General features: G+C 44.3%; 18 protein-coding genes and 1 tRNA gene. 16 read left to right on the top strand and 3 right to left on the bottom strand.

The window, feature by feature from the left end; translation table 11 throughout:
* A complete protein-coding gene (gene yidC, locus V202x_RS22775) occupies positions 1-2136 on the top strand; it encodes a membrane protein insertase YidC (protein WP_145179128.1) in 2136 nt (711 codons plus the stop codon).
* A gap of 24 nt (positions 2137-2160) precedes the next feature.
* Complete coding sequence (gene mnmE / locus V202x_RS22770; RefSeq protein ID WP_145179127.1) at positions 2161-3543, top strand: tRNA uridine-5-carboxymethylaminomethyl(34) synthesis GTPase MnmE; 1383 nt, start codon at positions 2161-2163, stop codon at positions 3541-3543.
* A gap of 8 nt (positions 3544-3551) precedes the next feature.
* Here the strand turns inward: mnmE and V202x_RS22765 are convergent, their stop codons facing one another.
* On the bottom strand, positions 3552-5159 hold the full coding sequence (locus V202x_RS22765) for an SLC13 family permease (protein WP_145179126.1): 1608 nt from the start codon (positions 5157-5159) through the stop codon (positions 3552-3554).
* Between the two features lie 78 nt (positions 5160-5237).
* Positions 5238-5714, bottom strand: a complete 477-nt coding sequence (locus tag V202x_RS22760) for a universal stress protein (RefSeq protein WP_144985954.1) — start codon at positions 5712-5714, stop codon at positions 5238-5240.
* Between the two features lie 278 nt (positions 5715-5992).
* Between V202x_RS22760 and V202x_RS22755 the strand changes: the two genes are divergently transcribed.
* The 14 genes from V202x_RS22755 to V202x_RS22690 all read left to right on the top strand — a co-directional run bounded on the left by V202x_RS22755 (position 5993) and on the right by V202x_RS22690 (position 16491).
* Positions 5993-6841 carry a sugar phosphate isomerase/epimerase family protein gene (locus tag V202x_RS22755; RefSeq protein ID WP_145179125.1) on the top strand — a complete coding sequence of 283 codons (849 nt, stop codon included), beginning with the start codon at positions 5993-5995 and terminating at the stop codon, positions 6839-6841.
* Between the two features lie 53 nt (positions 6842-6894).
* Positions 6895-8142 (top strand): hypothetical protein, encoded by a 1248-nt coding sequence (locus tag V202x_RS22750; RefSeq protein WP_145179124.1) that lies wholly within the window; start codon positions 6895-6897, stop codon positions 8140-8142.
* A gap of 243 nt (positions 8143-8385) precedes the next feature.
* Complete coding sequence (locus tag V202x_RS22745) at positions 8386-9738, top strand: HD-GYP domain-containing protein (RefSeq protein ID WP_145179123.1); 1353 nt, start codon at positions 8386-8388, stop codon at positions 9736-9738.
* Positions 9739-9966: 228 nt separating this feature from the next.
* A tRNA-Phe gene (locus V202x_RS22740) sits at positions 9967-10039 on the top strand.
* 393 nt (positions 10040-10432) lie between these two features.
* Positions 10433-10777: a hypothetical protein gene (locus V202x_RS22735; RefSeq protein ID WP_145179122.1), complete on the top strand. Its 345-nt coding sequence runs from the start codon at positions 10433-10435 to the stop codon at positions 10775-10777.
* A gap of 615 nt (positions 10778-11392) precedes the next feature.
* Positions 11393-12385, top strand: a complete 993-nt coding sequence (locus V202x_RS22730; protein WP_145179121.1) for a tyrosine-type recombinase/integrase — start codon at positions 11393-11395, stop codon at positions 12383-12385.
* 190 nt (positions 12386-12575) lie between these two features.
* Entirely contained in the window at positions 12576-12797 is a 222-nt protein-coding gene (locus V202x_RS22725) for a hypothetical protein (protein ID WP_145179120.1), read from the top strand.
* Between the two features lie 9 nt (positions 12798-12806).
* Complete coding sequence (locus tag V202x_RS22720; protein ID WP_145179119.1) at positions 12807-13058, top strand: hypothetical protein; 252 nt, start codon at positions 12807-12809, stop codon at positions 13056-13058.
* A 36-nt stretch (positions 13059-13094) separates the two neighbouring features.
* On the top strand, positions 13095-13277 hold the full coding sequence (locus V202x_RS22715; protein WP_144980124.1) for a carbon storage regulator: 183 nt from the start codon (positions 13095-13097) through the stop codon (positions 13275-13277).
* A 23-nt stretch (positions 13278-13300) separates the two neighbouring features.
* Positions 13301-14380, top strand: coding sequence for a hypothetical protein (locus tag V202x_RS22710; protein WP_145179118.1), 1080 nt, complete (start codon positions 13301-13303; stop codon positions 14378-14380).
* A gap of 80 nt (positions 14381-14460) precedes the next feature.
* Positions 14461-14856: a hypothetical protein gene (locus V202x_RS22705; RefSeq protein ID WP_145179117.1), complete on the top strand. Its 396-nt coding sequence runs from the start codon at positions 14461-14463 to the stop codon at positions 14854-14856.
* Between the two features lie 12 nt (positions 14857-14868).
* Positions 14869-15543 carry a DUF4031 domain-containing protein gene (locus tag V202x_RS22700; protein WP_145179116.1) on the top strand — a complete coding sequence of 225 codons (675 nt, stop codon included), beginning with the start codon at positions 14869-14871 and terminating at the stop codon, positions 15541-15543.
* A 208-nt stretch (positions 15544-15751) separates the two neighbouring features.
* Entirely contained in the window at positions 15752-16009 is a 258-nt protein-coding gene (locus tag V202x_RS22695; RefSeq protein ID WP_145179115.1) for a hypothetical protein, read from the top strand.
* Between the two features lie 62 nt (positions 16010-16071).
* Positions 16072-16491 carry a hypothetical protein gene (locus tag V202x_RS22690; protein ID WP_145179114.1) on the top strand — a complete coding sequence of 140 codons (420 nt, stop codon included), beginning with the start codon at positions 16072-16074 and terminating at the stop codon, positions 16489-16491.
* A 79-nt stretch (positions 16492-16570) separates the two neighbouring features.
* Here V202x_RS22690 and V202x_RS22685 read toward each other — a convergent pair whose 3' ends face one another.
* Positions 16571-16819 carry a hypothetical protein gene (locus V202x_RS22685; RefSeq protein WP_145179113.1) on the bottom strand — a complete coding sequence of 83 codons (249 nt, stop codon included), beginning with the start codon at positions 16817-16819 and terminating at the stop codon, positions 16571-16573.
* Positions 16820-16963: the final 144 nt, after the last annotated feature.

Genomic DNA, 16963 nt, shown 5'->3' with positions numbered 1-16963 from the left:
ATGGAACAAAAAAGACTCTTACTATTCGTCACTCTGTCTGCGACTGTTTTGTTTGCCTGGCAACTTTTCGTCGTCCCCCTCATTGCCCCTCCCCAAAAACCAGCGGTGAAAAAGGCACCTGAAAACGCTGCGCAGGCGAAGCCTGAAGCAGAGGCCCCTCTGGCTGCGAAAAAACCAGGAGAGGCTGAGGAAGTTGAAAAGAATAAGCCTACGCAACAAGCTGTTAAACAAGCAGACCTTCTCAACAATCCTCGTCAAAAGATAGTTCTGGGTTCACTTGATCCCCAGTCAGGCTATTTTTTGCAGGTGTCTGTTACGACTGAAGGTGCATCGCTGATTGATGCTCATTTAAATGATCCACTCTATCAGGAGTTAAAGGCAAATAAGCAGCCATTAAAAGTTTTGGATGAATTTACCGCGGGGAAAGATGTCAGGCGTTCGTTGGACTTGGACATTAAACAATTAAATGAGAAATTGGCACCATTAAAAACAAATTCGAAGAGCGCAAACTGGAAAATACTGGAACAGGTCAAAGATCCGCTTGACCCCAAAATCATCCAGTCGGTTCGCATGGGACTGACAGCCCCTGATGGCAGCATTGAAGTTCAAAAGCAGTATAGTCTCAAGAAATATCCAGTACCTGAAGGTAAAACCTTTCGTGAGTTTCGTGATACAGATCAGGCTGGCTATCTAGTCCATTTTAAAATTAACGTGATCAATCACGGCGATGCATTACAGAAACTGGATTATCAGCTTTTAGGCCCTGTTGGAGTTCCACTCGAAAATGCCGATAATACGCGTAAATTTCGCGATGTACGGATTGGATTTCTTCAAGATGATTTGGAAATCGATACGGTTACCTTGTATGCTCCCGACATTGTTGAAGAAATCGATGCTGGTAATGTTGAGAAGTTAACTCGCGCATTTCAATTTGCCGGGGTTGATATTCAATATTTTGCCGCTCTTCTGACACCAGACGGCAAAAATTACAAGCCAGAACTTGTCAATGGTGAGATGCGGTCAAACTATTATAAGAGCATTGAACCTGTTTTGATCAGCCGTTCATTGAAAGATGTATCGCAAAGCAGCATATCTGTTAAAATCAATTCGGTTGATATGGAACTGGCGGCTGGTGCTGAAGAAACACATACCTATGCCATGTATGTCGGACCTAAACGAGAGTCATTGCTCGGCCCCCCTTTGCAGGCGACCGAAATTATGGACTTCGGTTTTTTTGGTCCGGTTGCCAAACTGATGTTGTGGTTGTTGACTACATTGCACAGCATCGGTCTGTCTTACGGGCTTGCCATTATTGGTTTGACAATTATGGTCCGTGGTAGTCTTTATCCGCTTTCTCGAAAGCAGGCAGTCGGAGCTCAAAAGATGAAAGAGCTCCAGCCCCAGATCGCAGAGCTCAAAAAGAAATATGGCGATGATCGCGAGAAGCTCGGTAGAGCGCAAATGGAGTTGTTCAGCAAAAACAATTACAATCCGTTAGCAGGTTGTCTCCCCATTTTCTTGCAGTTGCCAATCTTTTTTGGCTTGTATACTGCGTTAAATAATGCGGTCCAGCTACGGGGAACACCATTCCTCTGGATTGATAATTTAGCCGCACCTGATGAGTTGTTTCAGCTTCCCTTCGCAATTCCGTTTCTGGGTGATTACTTTAATCTGTTACCGATCGTTACAGTCGGTTTATTTGTTGTGCAGCAGAAGTTGTTCATGCCACCACCGACCGATAAAGATCAGGAGTTACAACACAAGATTATGAATTACATGATGATCGCGATGGGATTCATGTTTTATCGAGTCCCCGCTGGTCTTTGTGTTTACTTTATTGCTTCCAGCTTATGGGGGATTTGTGAGCGTAAACTACTTGATTTTCAATCAAAACGACATCCTTCTCCTGCCGCAGCGACGGACTCAAAAACAATAGAAGTCAAAGCGGAATCTAAAAAAAATCAAGCTCCTAAAAAAGACGCTTCCAATAATGATAAGCCTGAGAAAAAAGGATGGTTCGCTCGTTTACAGGAAATTGCTGATCAAGCACAGGAGCAGGCTGCTTTGAATGAAAAGAAGAAACAGCAAAGTTCTCGTCTAAAAGGGGCAGGTAAAAAGTCCAAAAAACGTCGATAACGATGATTCCCTAAGAGACTCGGCATGAATCTTCAATTTGACGACACGATCGTTGCTCTTGCCTCTGCTCCAGGAAGTAGTGCAGCTGGAATCATTCGAATTAGTGGGGACGATATAGTACCATGCTTATCAACTTGTTTTGAATCAACCAGCGAATGGCAAAGTTCCCGACGATCGGAACGCCATTCTGGGCAATTACGGTTAACTGATTCGGACTTGTGTCTCCCTGGGACTTTATACTATTGGCCGACAGCGCGCAGTTTCACGGGGCAGCCATTAGCTGAGTTTCACACGGTCAGTGCTCCACCATTGCTGGAATCTGCGATTGAGAATCTCGGTTCGCATGGTGCGAGGATGGCCCGGCCCGGAGAATTCACATTACGAGCATTTCTCGCCGGGCGTGTTGACTTAGTGCAGGCAGAAGCAATCTTGGGTGTGATTGATGCCTATGATCACGAAGAACTGAATTTAGCCCTCAGTCAGCTCGCAGGAGGCGTCTCTACTCGTATTGCGCAGGCTCGAATGAATCTACTCGAATTGCTCTCCGAATTGGAAGCAGGCTTGGACTTTGTAGAAGAAGACATCGAATTTATTGATCGTGATACACTCGTTTCCCGCTTACATGATATTCGCACGTTTTGTGAAAAACTTTATGACGATTCTTCTCATCGCATGGAATCAACGGGCACGCTTACTGTAGTCCTGGCAGGTCTGCCAAATGCGGGGAAAAGTACGCTATATAATACCTTAGTTGGTGATGCTCAAGCTGCGTTGGTTTCAGATGTGGCAGGAACGACAAGGGATTATCTGGTGACTTCTTTAGAATGGGAAGGCCAATCAATTCACCTGATCGATACGGCCGGGATGGAATCAGGAAAACATGGAGTATCGCTTAGTGCTCAGGATTTTCGACGAGAACAAATCGCGCAAGCAGACTTAGTAATCTGGTGTACTGCGGCAGATATTGACTCAGAGCTGAAAAGTAAAGACCAGATACAACGTGATCAATTATCTGCAGAGCAAAATGTCATCATTGTAAAAACCAAGAGTGACCTCTCCTCTGAACCACTCAAAAATACATCATTTCCTGATTGTGATGTCATGTTAAGTGCTACGCAGGGTGTGGGAATTGAAGCACTCAAGAATCTGATTTTAACACGTTTGACAGAATACCACCGTGGCAGCAAGTTTCTGATTGGTTCCACTGCTTCGCGCTGCCGAGAAAGTTTGCGGTCTGCCAGTCAATCAATGCAGGCGGCGGAAGAAGCAGCCACATTACGAATGGGTGAAGAACTGGTTGCGATCGAAATTTGTGATGCTTTACAGCACCTTGGTCAAATTGTCGGGCAAGTATATACCGATGACATCCTTGATCGTATTTTCAGTAAATTCTGTATTGGGAAATAAAGATTAAGCTAAGGTTGATAGATCCAATCTGGAACTTTTCCAAGTTCAATACCCATTTGTGGGATGAAGTAGAATAACATAAATGCGGTTAACAGGAAGACTCCAATCAGATTCAAGATGATTCCGTACTTTAGCATATCGGAAATCTTAATCTGCCCGGAAGCAAAGACAATCGCGTTGGGAGGAGTTGCAATGGGCATTGTAAACGCACAACTGGCTGAAATCGCCGCAGGGATCATGATGATTCTTGGGTCCACATTCAGACTGATGGCAGTGGCAGCCAGAATGGGAAGGACAGTGTTGACTGTTGCAATATTAGATGTGAACTCGGTCAGAAATGTCAGCATCAGACAGGCAGTAAAGATGAGCGCCCAGGGAGGCCAGCCAGTCACAATTTCAGAGAATATTTGACCAACCCAAATTGATAAACCTGTCGTTTGAAATGCGCCCGCGATAGCAAAGCCACCACCGATCAATAACAACACGCCCCAGGGAAGTCGTTCTGCTGTTTCCCAATCCATGAGATATTCTGTCTCAGCCTGCTCTGACTTTTGTGCGGGAATCGCGAACATTAAGATGGCCATTCCCATGGCAACCGTGGAGTCATGAACCCAGCCAGAAACATTTTCCACTGGAATCCCCCACTTTGTGAGAAAGTAAATTGGAAACTGCTCCCAACCGGCAAGGAGTTCATAAGCCCCAAATTTTAGAGGCTTACGTGTCACCCACAAAATCGCGGTCATTACAAAGATGATCAGCATCAGAATTTCAGGTCGCGAAGCACGCCCCAGTTTATGTATGTGCTCACGGATAATTGCCTGAGAAGAATCTTGCGATTTAGATAAACTTGGCATTTTCCAGCAGAGAACTACCCAGGTCAAAAATAAAAAGGTGATTCCAAAAGGGACAACCATCACCATCCACTCCCCAGCGGACAGTTGAGGCCCCTGGGGGAATTGGGCGAGCCAGATCTGCTGAAAGGCAATGTTAGTAGGAGTTCCAATCAGAGTTGTCACACCTCCAATGCTGGCTGAATATGCTATCCCCAGCAGTAGTGCGACTGAGAAATGGTGTATCGCCTTTGAAGATGCTTCTGGAGATTCCAGTGTTGTTAATTCTGTGATTGAACCAATGATAGCCATACCAATTGGCAGCATTAGTAATGTGGATGCCGTGTTGCTAATCCACATGGATAAGAATGCCGTGGCGAACAAAAAGCCCAGTATCACACGCCGTGGACTTGAGCCGATCACATTGATGATATGTAGGGCGATACGTCGATGAACGCCCCATTTTTCAATTCCGAGCGCAATGATAAAACCGCCCATATAAAGAAAAATGTTTTGATTAATATAGGCTTGGCTGACTGTTTTGGGGTCTTGAATCCCAAAGATGGGAAATGCCACTAAAGGAACCAGGCTCGTCACTGCGATGGGGAGCGCCTGCGTCATCCAGAGAATTGCCATCAAAGCTGTCACAGCAGCCAGGCGTTGTGCAGCGGCTGACATATCTTGTGGGGTTGGTAGATTCAGTATGATCAATAAAGCGATAATACTGAATAGCTTCCCATAAAAGGGAATTCGGCTTTCTGCTGAATGTGATGAGTCGCCAATCACAAATCTGAAATACCTGATTTATCTGAGTGAATCATTCAACCAGAGAGGAAAAAGGAATTGAAAAGACAAAGAGATTGCTCACTCATCATCTGCCATACCTGGATGGATAAATTGATGCCCTTGCGGACGAACTGTTAATACGGGGCATTTTGCCTTGCGAACTACTTTTTCCGCAACACTCCCCAATAATAAATGGGCAGTAAAGGAACGTCCGTGAGTCCCAACAACGATTAAATCTGCATCTTCACGTTTAGCGCATTTCAGGATGTCGACGAACGGATTGCCATGAACCCACTCTGTTTCAATAGTAAGCCCCTCTTTATCTTCGTCCAGAATCCAGTTCTCTAATCGTGTTTCAGCGAAGTTCTCAAAATCTTCTTTAGGAGGTAGCGCATAGCTTTCAAACATCGGCATGTAGACGACCGGGTCTTCGATGACATGTAGTAAATGTAATTTTGCATCGAATTTTTTTGCCAGTTCGACAGCATATTGGGTAGCAGCTTGTGCTGTTTCACTAAAATCGGTTGGTATGAGAATTTTATTGATTTCAATCATGGCAAATTACCTCTTTTGTTTGGTCAGTTTGTTTTGATCTTCCTGATAAGCTTCCATTATAGGACGACTCTGTCTGGAAACAATAGACGGGGCAAGTTGTAAAATAGCATTAAGTTGTGTGTTTCTTTAAATTGTAAAGAAAACAAGGTGCTCATTTGTGAAACCAGCGAATTCTTTTTATGATAACAGACAAGTTCCCAATTGTTTTAGGGTTCTATCAGTTTTTGAATTGGATCATCTAAAGAATCACAAAAAGATCAGTTTCTGGAGATAGAATTATGGAAAAATGGCCCATTGGTGTATTTGCTTCGGTTGATGCAGGTTTGGGGGTTCATCTTGATGTAGCTCAGGAACTAGGAATTCCCACGATCCAAGTTCATGCTCCACATAAAGAAACACGGACTCCAGAGGCAGCAGCAGCATTTCTAGAACGGTGCAATGCAGCAGGCATTACCATTACGTGTGTTTTTGGTGGGTTTGATGGAGAAAGCTATGCTGATATTCCCACAACGAAACAAACGGTTGGGCTGGTTCCCCAAGCGACACGTGCCGCTCGTGTTGAAGAAATGAAAGAAATCTCCGATTTCGCCAGGTTGTTAGGGTGCAACACAATTGCCTTGCATATTGGATTTGTCACTGAAGATCGGAATTCGGAGGATTATAAAGAGCTGGTTTCTGTGACTCAGAATTTACTCGACCATGCAAAAGTGAATGGCCAGACTCTGAATCTGGAAACTGGACAGGAAACCGCAGATCATTTGCTTGATTTCATTAGTGATGTCGGCCGTGATAATCTGAAAATTAATTTTGATCCTGCTAATATGATTCTTTACGGAACAGGCGACCCCATTGCTGCCTTGAAACGCGTTGGCCACCTTGTAGCCAGTGTTCATTGTAAAGATGCGACTTGGGCTGCAGAAGGCAAACGTGGAATTGAATGGGGGGCGGAAGTCCCTCTCGGTGAAGGCGATGTTGGTATGGGAACATATTTACGTGCTCTCAACGACATTGAATATACCGGTCCTCTGACTATTGAACGAGAAATACCGGAAGATCGAGAACAACAAAAAGCCGATATTGGGAAAGCCGTAGCACTGCTAAATGAATTGAAAGAACAAATTGGCTAAGGTGTCCTGCCTGTTTACTGCTTTCATTTTATGCGTGGTTTTGGAGTCCGTTTGTGGCGAATGTGATTGAAGATGTGACTTGTGCAGGATGTTGTTGCGTATGTGATAATATTCAAATCACAACTGATGGAACCCAAATTCTCAATGTTCAGACAATTTGTTCGCAAGGAAGATCTTGGTTTGAACAATTTGGACAGACGGACCCATTGTTGCCCCTGATTGATGGTCGTACGGTTTCTCATTCCGACGCTGTCCAACAGGCAGTCGATCTGATTCATCTTTCGAAAGCACCTCTAATTTGGGGGATGTCACAATCCTCTACTGATTCAAATCGAGCGGCAGTCGGTCTGGCAGATCAAATTGGAGCTACCATAGATACCGCTGCGTCCTCTAACGTAAGGGCATTACAACAGGTGGGCGAGGCCTCTTGTACGCTGGGAGAAGTTCGCAGTCGTGCCGATTTGATTATTTATTGGGGAGCAGATGCATTGCTCACAAATCATTGTCACCGGGAAACTCTTCTTGCTGGGCACGAAGAGTTTCCACGAACGATTGTGTCAATGGGAACGAAAACTCCTGGATCTTCTGAAGATGTCGATAAATCGATTCAGGTGGAAGCACAAAACACGTTTGAGGTGATCTGGTACTTGAGAGGACTGTTAAAAGGAATTGATTTCCATGAAGGTGAGTCAGCAGGGGCTTCTATATCTGATTTGAAGGAATTAGTCAGTCTCATCCAACAGAGCAAATATATTGTTTTCTTTTTTGGTCCAGAATTTAAACAAGGTCATTTGTCACATCGTGAGATCGAAGCTTTATCAATATTGGTACGAGAGATTCAAGCTGATCGCCGATGTCACACAATCAGTGTACCGCCTGCGAGCGATACCAAAGGCGTAGAGCATGTGTTGGCATGGCAAACAGGTTATGCCGCTAACGTGAATTTTGCAGCTGGGTATCCACGCTACTTTCCCATCGAGTTTTCAGCCAGTCAATTAATACAACGGGGTGAAATCGATCTTTGTGTTTTAGTAGGAGCGCAACCCCTTTCGAGTTTATCAACAGAAGCGCAGAAGTATTTGACAGAAGTTTCCACCATCTTAGTCGGGCCTGCTAATATTGATGACTTAGATTTGAATGTGTATATTCCAACAGGTGTTTACGGCATTCACTTTCCAGGTTCCATTTATCGAATTGATGGAACACCCCTCCCTTTACGTGGTCTTGTTTCCACCAATCTTCTCAGTGAGGCAGATGTCTTGACTGACATCACATCAATCTTAAAACAGACTCCAGTATAATTAAAGACAGTGTTTCGCCTCCTTGGATTCTCAGTCGGTCCGGTTATTCAAACCAATCGTTAGGATTGGAATTGGAATTTTCATCGGATTCCCCTCCATCGTAAAACCTTAGTTTGTTTTTAACCTAAGTTTTTAATGAGTTTTAGCTCATGGGATCAGAGAACTGTATTCCAATTTAAAACAAGACATAATCTGTTTTCCTTGATGCAAAATTAGGAATCAGTTTCGATACAGGTAGTAAAAATGACGACTGAGATCAATGAAAAAATAGATCAGGCCGCCGAATCATCTGCAGATGATCAGCAGACAGTTTCCGTACGTGTTGAAGATTTGATTGTCGGCAGAACAATTAACAATGCGATTCATGATTCCAATGGAGTTTTGTTATTAGCTGCGGGATCAGTCGTTAATTCACGGTTCAAACAACTACTGCGTGATCGGAACATGTCTAATGTCGAAATTCATAGTGATGATGCCGCGTCAGTGAGTTTAAGTGCTTTTGCAGACATCGATGATTCTGATGGTGGCATTTATTCGACTGTATTAACCGAGAAGCTGGATACTCTCATCGAATCTGGATCGATGTTTGTGGCTAACACCGGACCAGCTCTTCGAGATTCGATGGTCGTGCATGGTTGTAAAGGTTATGACCAGGAAAGTCGCGATAAGCTGTTTGCACAACAGCAGGAATATGGTGAATCGCTGGATGATATGATGCGTGGTGCCTTGAAAGGCGAAACTCCCAAAGGAGCGGATATTGCCGGCATGGCCGCTAATTATCTGACGCAATTGACGGCTGATGCAGATAGTGTGATTTCAACTGCAGCAGAAGCAGGACAAGATGAAACGCTTTCTCAGCATTGTTTACAGATGTCACTGCTAGGAATGGCGATTGGGGCAGAACTGAATTTGGATGAAAATAATGTGCGAAATATTGGTTTGTGTGGACTCGTACATGACTGGGGAATGGTGCGTGTGCAGGACAAAATTGGCACATGGCGTCGCAAGCTTAACCCGCTTGAGCTCATGGAAATTCAAAAGCATCCGATATTTTCGCTGGAAATGCTCGAAAATGTTGCTGGAATTCCCAGTATTGTTCCCGTCGTTTGCTATCAGGTTCATGAGCAACCTAATGGTCAAGGCTACCCTCGTAATCGTACACATAAAATGATCCACATGTTTGCTCGAATTTTGAATGTCGCTCATTCTTATGTTTCTTTAACAACATCCAGAGAAGACCGCCCTGCTCTGATGCCTTATGCTGCAATGGAATATCTGCTCAGACAAACAAATGATAAAACGATTGATTCAGCAGCAATGCGAGCTTTATTAAACTTGCTGTCGCTCTTTCCCGTTGGTAGTTTTGTCACTTTAACTGATGGAAGCGCGGCGCGAGTCATCAGACGGAATCAAAATTTATATACCAGCCCGATTGTGCAAATCATCCAATCTGCTGATGGAAAACGGGCTGATCCTGCGGATCCAGATAATATTATTGATCTCGATCAGAATGAACTGCAGATCGATCAAGCCTTACCGACTCCCGGGAAAGATGAGATTGACCTCTCTTCCGAACTCTTCGACGGTCAAGTCTAAGCTCATTTAATCGTTATAATCTGCTGATTCTTCTGAACTTACATTGGTTCTTAAACCTGTAATTGCCAGGGAGTCGACTCAGAACCAGGAAAACTCCCGAATCCTTTTCAGGAAATGCCGGTTTTGCTTGAAACTGAATGGAGAATGGCTTATATTCCCATCTCGCTTCTATTAAACAATGATTTCATATGGGGTTAACGTTATTGAAATCACAGTAGGAAACGAAAAGGGCATGTAGCTCAGTTGGTAGAGCACAGGACTGAAAATCCTGGTGTCGGCGGTTCGATCCCGCCCGTGCCCATTGCTCCTTAATAAGCAGGCCTTTTGGAACGTTTATACCAGGACTACGAGTCCCGGTACAAATCAAAATTAACGTTGGAGCGGGGAGAAATATTACGAAGCCAGCTCTTTCCTGAGCTGTTTGACGTCACTGTTTGTTTAGCAACTTCTCGCTTCAACGTTTTTGTTTTTTGTTCCGTGTCTCTATCCTCGTGTAATTGGAAATTAGTTGGAGCGAGGGGATAAATCTCTTTACTAAGACAGCTTCTAGCTGTTCGACGTCTGTTAGATTGTTGCACCTTCTCTCGCTCCAACTTTTTTTAAAATGGCCTGCAACTATTTGAGTTTCTATTTTTAGATTAACTCAATGACTGCTTGCCTTACTCCATCTCAACCAATTTAAAAGGCAGCAATTATGTCCGATGATCATCGCGATGACGATGACGGTATGGAAGAATCCGATCCCTTTCTTTTCGGGTTATTCGAACATCTGTTCGATGACGATTACCCCCTCTCTGAAGAAGTGATCCAGTTCCGTAAAGATTTTACCGTGAAACAACTTGGCGACTATCTCGCAGAATATAAACACTATGATTTGTATGCTGGTGAAGATGCCATTCACAAATGGATCATGGATAAATATTCCTGGCTTCCGCAACAAATCAAAGAACTAAGTTGGAGTGAATTAGATTTCATTTTGAGGGATAACGAAATCAACGAAGCGATTCAATTAGGACATAAGAATTACAGAAGCGAATAAATATCTCGAATTTGCTTACCCTCCTTTTTTCAATTTTTTTCTGTTCTCACTTGACTTTTTCAAATCACCGTGCGCAAACTGACTCTCGCTAAACAAAAGTGACGCTCGTGAGATTTCTCACCAACCTTCTTTTAAGCCGGTTATCTCAGCTTAAAGATCGAGACCTTACGAACGTCTAATTACAAACAATTAGGATTCGTATAGTCGGCCCTTGTCACTTGGGCATTAGCCGATCTTTGGAGTTGAGTTTGATGCGGGGTTCTTTGCTGCTTTGCTTGCACATATCCAGAACTATTTCAGCCGGTTGATCGTGCGCGTTATACGCTGATCAACCGGCCCGCTTTATTCAACCCCCAAAAAAAACACGATCAGAATCGTTGCGCTAAACGTACGCACTTTTGATTGTGGGGAGGTGAATGATGGTTTTTTGTTTTGAAGTTTGGGTTGAAAACTGGATAGTTTTCTCAGAGAAGGATCGCGTTTGTTCATTCAAGATTCAGGAGCTAACAAAATATGCCTACATGGAGGCACAACGGAGTAAGGGCGGGAAGCATTTAGCAGGCACTATTTTCCCGTTTGGGCGCTGCAAAAAAATTATCAGGGAGACCTGCATATATGATTTCTTCACCCCTAAGAAAAGACGATATTTTTCCGTTTCCATCTCAATTGATTTCAAATTCAAACGATTTAAAAAATCATTTGAAATTACGAGATTGTTACGAAAAATATGTTCTACCCGATATGAAAGATTCTCCAGAAGGAACCTTGTCTGTTTATCGAACGGCGTTGAATCATTGGGAAGCCAGAACTTCCAATCCCAATGTCGGGGAAATCACAAACGAAAGTCTACGCGAGTTCAAGGAGACTTTCGAACTCGAAAAATATTCTCCGGAATCGATCAAAAAATATTGGCGACACATCAGACGCATTCTTCGTCGTGTTGGTCCTCCTATCCAGGGCAATCCACTCGGAGAATCGATTATCGAACGTGTTCCATACATGGCACCACCCAAAAAACGATTTCGAAAATTTCCCCGGCTTGTGACGGACGAAGAGATAAATGCGGTTTACCATGCCTGCGATGTTGCCAAATGGCCCTATACTTCAGATTGCCCTCCCCTACTCTGGAGATTGGCACTCGTTGTATTTTTCAATTGTGGACCACGGACTCAAGACTTTTTTCAACTTCTATGGGAAAACGTCGATCTGAAAATGAGGCGTGTTTCCTTTGTTGCTCAAAAAACGTCAAAACTCCAAGGCGTTCCCTTTCAAGAAATCGTCGGTTTGCATTTCGAGTCTGTGTTTCAAAATCAGAAGAAGACCGATCGTGTCTTTCGAAGCACCAAATGCAAGAGAACGCTTTACGATCAGTGGAAAGCAATTCAAGATTCCGCGGGCATCAAAGAATACATCGAATTTCGGGATCTGAGAGAGACCTGCAGTTCGCGTTTAGATGCTGCAAACCCCGGTGCAAAAGCCGGGAAATGGGTTTTGGGACATGGCGGACGCGGAGTGAACGAAGTTTATTATCTCAATCCGAGTCCGGAAGTCATTCAAGCCGTCGAAAATCTCGAACAACCAGATTCGTTTTATTCGATTCTGGAATAGATTCCAACGACGCGGAGGTCGTTCATCCTCACGTCACACGTTATTACCTGGTTAACTCATTGATCTCAAACGTGTGGCCGCGTCGTGTTTCAACCAACGTAGGCACGTTGTCCCTAACTAACCGCCCGTCGATCGATTACTCGGTCGGCGGGCGTATTGCGTTTGTATGTTTCTTTTCAAAGGAGAAGTCATGAAAACATTCAACGTTTTGCTCTGCCGGAAAACAGATCTCGAAAACGAAAAAACATTTACGGAACTTGGAGATCTGAAAACTGTCGAAATCAAAGCCGTGGATTATGAAGCCGCTGTCATGATCGTTCATCAGGAACACAGTCCTGATGGCTGGGCGATCCTGACTTGTGAAGAACAGCATTTTGTGGCTGGCGCGCAAAAATTTGTGGTTACTGAATGAGGTCATGCGATGGCTGATTTACTCGCAATCGAATTTTATCGAAAAAAACGAGCGAAAGCTCTGAAAGCCATTCAGGAATTCAACGCGCATCATCCTCCTGGTACGGAAGTCTTTTATTGGTCCGAGGGACGCGATCTCAACACGGATCCGGACGGACTGAGTAAGACGACATGGAAAGCGATCGCGTTTCTCGAAGTGGCAGCCGTCTTCGTTGAAGGTGAACAATGGCCGGTCCCGCTTTCACGGATCGAAGTGGTTTGAAAATGATTTTTATCAACCGTTTGAAAGGAGTCTGATATGTTAGTTTTGAGTCGAAAGGTAAATCAAAAAATATTAATTGGAGAGAACATCGAAATTCTGGTTACGGAATTAAAACCAGGTAAGGTCAAGATCGGAATTGTCGCGCCTTCTGAAGTCCCCATTGTTCGAGAGGAACTGAAAGAATCGACCGAAGAGGCACCACAACCACAAGTCGCCTAAAGGCGCGAACAAGGAATGTTCGGATGAGTCGCAAACAACTGGATCTCGATTTTAATCGAGGCCGGAAACTTTGGATTTTACATCAAATATCGCCCCTCATGCCGTTTTCCCGTATGGCACGAGTCCTCCGGGCAATCGATGATGTCGCCCGTAATGAATCCAAAGTCTCGCTCACACATCGTGAAATCAGCGCCTATGACGGCATGAGTGTCCCCACCGTTCGCCGGGGAATCGAAGATCTCTGTCGTTACGGTTTGTTAATCAAAGATTCAACCATTAACGCACGTGGCCAGCAAGCGAACTCCTATCGCATTGTATGGCCGAATCTTGATGCGATTGCCAACGGTGAACCGCTCGATGATCCGGCTCCTGTTCCGGAAAAATCGACGCAAGTCCTTAAAGTAGGGGGTGATCACCATGAGCACCCCCCTGATCACAGTGACTACCCCCCTGCTCACCATGATCAGGCCCCCCCTGATCACAGTGATCAGGCCCTCTTATATCCGCCGTTAAAACCGATTAATACTCCTCCCCCCTCCCACCAGGCGCTCGTTACCAGTGTGCCCGCCTGGTCGGTGGTGGAGGAGATTTTAATTTCAGAAGGAGTGGGCCGGGCGTCACCTGCCGTTGAGTCAGCCAGGTCTCGTGGTTGTGTTCCCGCAGAAATTTTGCAGTTGATCGAATTTGCTCGATCAAAACCGGGAGCCTACGGCCCAGGAGCGATCTACACGCGAGTCAGAAACGCGCTACCCGGCGACAATCCCGCCGCGGGTTGGCCTCCGGAGGATGAAAAATACCACAAGGGTCAGAGGCAAGCGCAGGCAGATCGCGAACGTCAACGATCTGCACAAGAGATATCAGATCGACGGGCAAAACGAAAAGCGAATCAACGCGCCCTGCAAGAGCTGGAGCGTGAATACGGCCCCCAGCTGGACAGATTGAAACGAGACGAGCTCCTCAACTTCGTGAAAGCTCATTGTGAACCGGTCATTGTCCGGGCACTGGCCCAAAATCCGGATGTTCATCGTTCACCCGGTTTCTATCGCGTCACATTGCTGGAGGCACTTCGAGACCAGGCAACCGGATTGCCTGGTGAAGTTTAATCCGCGATCGCTGACGGAATGGCGATCGCGGAATCCTTTTTCAACCGATACGAATTGGATTTTTTAATCAAGGAGAGTTCATGACCACGTTAAACATCAAAAAGGAATATCCGGGAGAAATCAAAACCATTACATCTTCCGAAGGTGAAGTCTTTATTCGAGCCAAAGATCTCATTTCATTTTCCCGACATATGGAAATCGAAAGCCAAAAGATGAATGAGAAATTTCAAAACGTCGAGTACAAACGACAAGCCTACGTTTACCAACAGGTTCATTGCAAATACGCATTAACGTTGGAAAAGATCGAAGGTGTTCAACAACGTAAGTGGTCACAAAATAAAAACAAACACGACCTAAATAGCAGCTCCGGTTCGGTACATAATCCAACACCATTCAAAGAAATGATCATTCCGATTCTGGTACTTCTCTTAATCTCGATCGCACTTGGAACTCTTGCTGATCTCATGCTTTCTTAGGACGCGAATCTCATGTCACAAGTTCAACTCGACTTTTTTAATACCCCCGACGAGCCTGCTATGAATTCTGTTTATGTGGATCCGATGTCAGGCTGTGCCAGAAATCCAAACTGGAGATACAACGAGGCCTGCCACATGTTTGTTTCTCCGGAAACGTCTCTCGACGTGCTACATGACTTCGCGACTCGCATCGGATTGATGAGGGGCTGGTTTCAAAATCAATCAACGATTCCGCATTACGATTTGACGAAGTCAAAACGTCAATTGGCGATTAAACAGGGAGCAGTGAGTGTCGATCACCGATTTACGAATGCGAAGCTCAAAGCCTGGCGTTTACCTGGGATTTCGTTTTCGATCACAACCGATCAGACCAGGATGAAACGCAAAGACGTAACGCGTCGTCTCGGTTGGCACGATTTACAGCCAGGCACGTTGTTAAAGGCCTGCGTGAAATGTATGGGACTCAAACGCGGTGAAAAGAGGGAAGTCATTTGTGTGATCCGCGTTGTTTCCGTCTACAAGGAACCGTTGAGCAAACTGGTTTTTGATCGTGATTATGGAAATCAGGAAGCGACGCGTGAAGGCTTTCCGGAAATGACTGGTGAAGAGTTTGTCGCCATGTTTTGTAAAAAGATGCGTGTCGTTCCCTCAACCAAAGTCACACGCATTGAATTTTCTTATGTTTGAATGAAAGGAGTCTATTGGCAGATGCACGATCTTGATAATTCAGGTGAAAGAGTTACCAAAGGTGGTGGAGATTGCGGTTGTGCGAAATTTCTACTTGCTTTTGGTGGCTTCATTTTATTGATCGTCGAAGTGTTTAGATAAACCACTATGTCTTGTAAAAGACTGTTACCCACCCATTATTTTTAATTTTAGAAAGGAATGACATGCAATGACTGCAACACTAATAAACGAGTTTGAAAGTCAGCTCAATATTCAGCAGGTTGATGTAGGTGGAATGCTTGAATGTGGACTACGGCAAAACTGGATTTCAGGGGAAGGAGAAGATCTTGAATTCTCTATGGATTGTGGTGCTGGCCTGGGTTCGCCGTGGCTTTTAATCACAGTAAAAAAGCCGGGTGAAGAAGACATGAATTTCCGTGCGAATATGAAGGAATTTCTTGGCGACTTGATCCAGCAGATTTCATAGTGTCTGGGAAAATGTTATTTACCAGACAACATTTTAAATCATTTTTAGAAAAGGATAATTCAATGGTTACAGATTTAGGATGGAAACCAGCACCAAAAGACAAAGTTATTAATTGCCCAATATGCGATCGAGGATATCCCACAGTTCAGGCATTTTATGAACCGCACGAGGATGGAGATCGGTTAATCAATATCTGCACCGCATGCGGAAAAAGAGGCTATATCCGGTCAGACGAAGAAATTGTTAATGGTTTTAGTTCCCATATTATGTGTGTCGAAATGGTCATCGAAAACGAAATCAAACAGAAATGCACACAGAGACAGATTGCTATGACTTATGCACTGGCTCTGAAATCAGATTATCCGACCGATTGGAAAAAGGTCAACTCTATGATCATAGAGCGCTGGTCTGTCTCTGGTTTGGAACGAATCAAAAAAATGGCTTGGAGTGGAAAGTGTTTTGAAATTCCAGCCAGTAAGTGACCGGTAAAAGGTTGTTTACCAGACACTTTATATGTACTGGTCATATCAGCTCGAATTCTCAGCGTTTGCGGGAAAGTGTTCAAATAATGTCAACCCAGAATTGTACGTATTCTTCAACAATAGATTCCAATGACGCATTACTTTTTACCACAAAAAACAGAGGAGCATAGAAAGAAATTGCCCAGCTCCTATGTTCAGGATTAACGGATCCATCAGGTTGAGTTATAACTCCGGCGATAGGACCAACACCCAATACATAAATCACTAACAATATTGGAATTGCATAGCTTAGGAATCGAATAAATTTTGATTCTTTTCTTTCAGTCATGCGAACTACCTTGGAATTGCAGGAATCCAACACGCACAGTTTAAATGATTGAAGGCGAAAAGTAATCAGGAATCTTAGTTATCTTCAAAGCGAGGTTGTTTGGAATTAAACAAAGTGTCTGGGAAACCGTTGTTACCCACCCAT

It is taken from the genome of Gimesia aquarii, from assembly GCF_007748175.1.
Taxonomy (GTDB): domain Bacteria; phylum Planctomycetota; class Planctomycetia; order Planctomycetales; family Planctomycetaceae; genus Gimesia; species Gimesia aquarii_A.
This window is presented reverse-complemented; position numbering and strand designations above follow the sequence as displayed.

Excerpts from the sequence above, each read along its gene's own strand:
- yidC (WP_145179128.1), top strand. The coding sequence starts at position 1 with ATGGAACAAAAAAGACTCTTACTATTCGTCACTCTGTCTGCGACTGTT.
- mnmE (WP_145179127.1), top strand. The coding sequence starts at position 2,161 with ATGAATCTTCAATTTGACGACACGATCGTTGCTCTTGCCTCTGCTCCA.
- V202x_RS22760 (WP_144985954.1), bottom strand. The coding sequence starts at position 5,714 with ATGATTGAAATCAATAAAATTCTCATACCAACCGATTTTAGTGAAACA.
- V202x_RS22755 (WP_145179125.1), top strand. The coding sequence starts at position 5,993 with ATGGAAAAATGGCCCATTGGTGTATTTGCTTCGGTTGATGCAGGTTTG.
- V202x_RS22745 (WP_145179123.1), top strand. The coding sequence starts at position 8,386 with ATGACGACTGAGATCAATGAAAAAATAGATCAGGCCGCCGAATCATCT.
- V202x_RS22735 (WP_145179122.1), top strand. The coding sequence starts at position 10,433 with ATGTCCGATGATCATCGCGATGACGATGACGGTATGGAAGAATCCGAT.
- V202x_RS22730 (WP_145179121.1), top strand. The coding sequence starts at position 11,393 with ATGATTTCTTCACCCCTAAGAAAAGACGATATTTTTCCGTTTCCATCT.
- V202x_RS22725 (WP_145179120.1), top strand. The coding sequence starts at position 12,576 with ATGAAAACATTCAACGTTTTGCTCTGCCGGAAAACAGATCTCGAAAAC.
- V202x_RS22720 (WP_145179119.1), top strand. The coding sequence starts at position 12,807 with ATGGCTGATTTACTCGCAATCGAATTTTATCGAAAAAAACGAGCGAAA.
- V202x_RS22715 (WP_144980124.1), top strand. The coding sequence starts at position 13,095 with ATGTTAGTTTTGAGTCGAAAGGTAAATCAAAAAATATTAATTGGAGAG.
- V202x_RS22710 (WP_145179118.1), top strand. The coding sequence starts at position 13,301 with ATGAGTCGCAAACAACTGGATCTCGATTTTAATCGAGGCCGGAAACTT.
- V202x_RS22705 (WP_145179117.1), top strand. The coding sequence starts at position 14,461 with ATGACCACGTTAAACATCAAAAAGGAATATCCGGGAGAAATCAAAACC.
- V202x_RS22700 (WP_145179116.1), top strand. The coding sequence starts at position 14,869 with ATGTCACAAGTTCAACTCGACTTTTTTAATACCCCCGACGAGCCTGCT.
- V202x_RS22695 (WP_145179115.1), top strand. The coding sequence starts at position 15,752 with ATGACTGCAACACTAATAAACGAGTTTGAAAGTCAGCTCAATATTCAG.
- V202x_RS22690 (WP_145179114.1), top strand. The coding sequence starts at position 16,072 with ATGGTTACAGATTTAGGATGGAAACCAGCACCAAAAGACAAAGTTATT.
- V202x_RS22685 (WP_145179113.1), bottom strand. The coding sequence starts at position 16,819 with ATGACTGAAAGAAAAGAATCAAAATTTATTCGATTCCTAAGCTATGCA.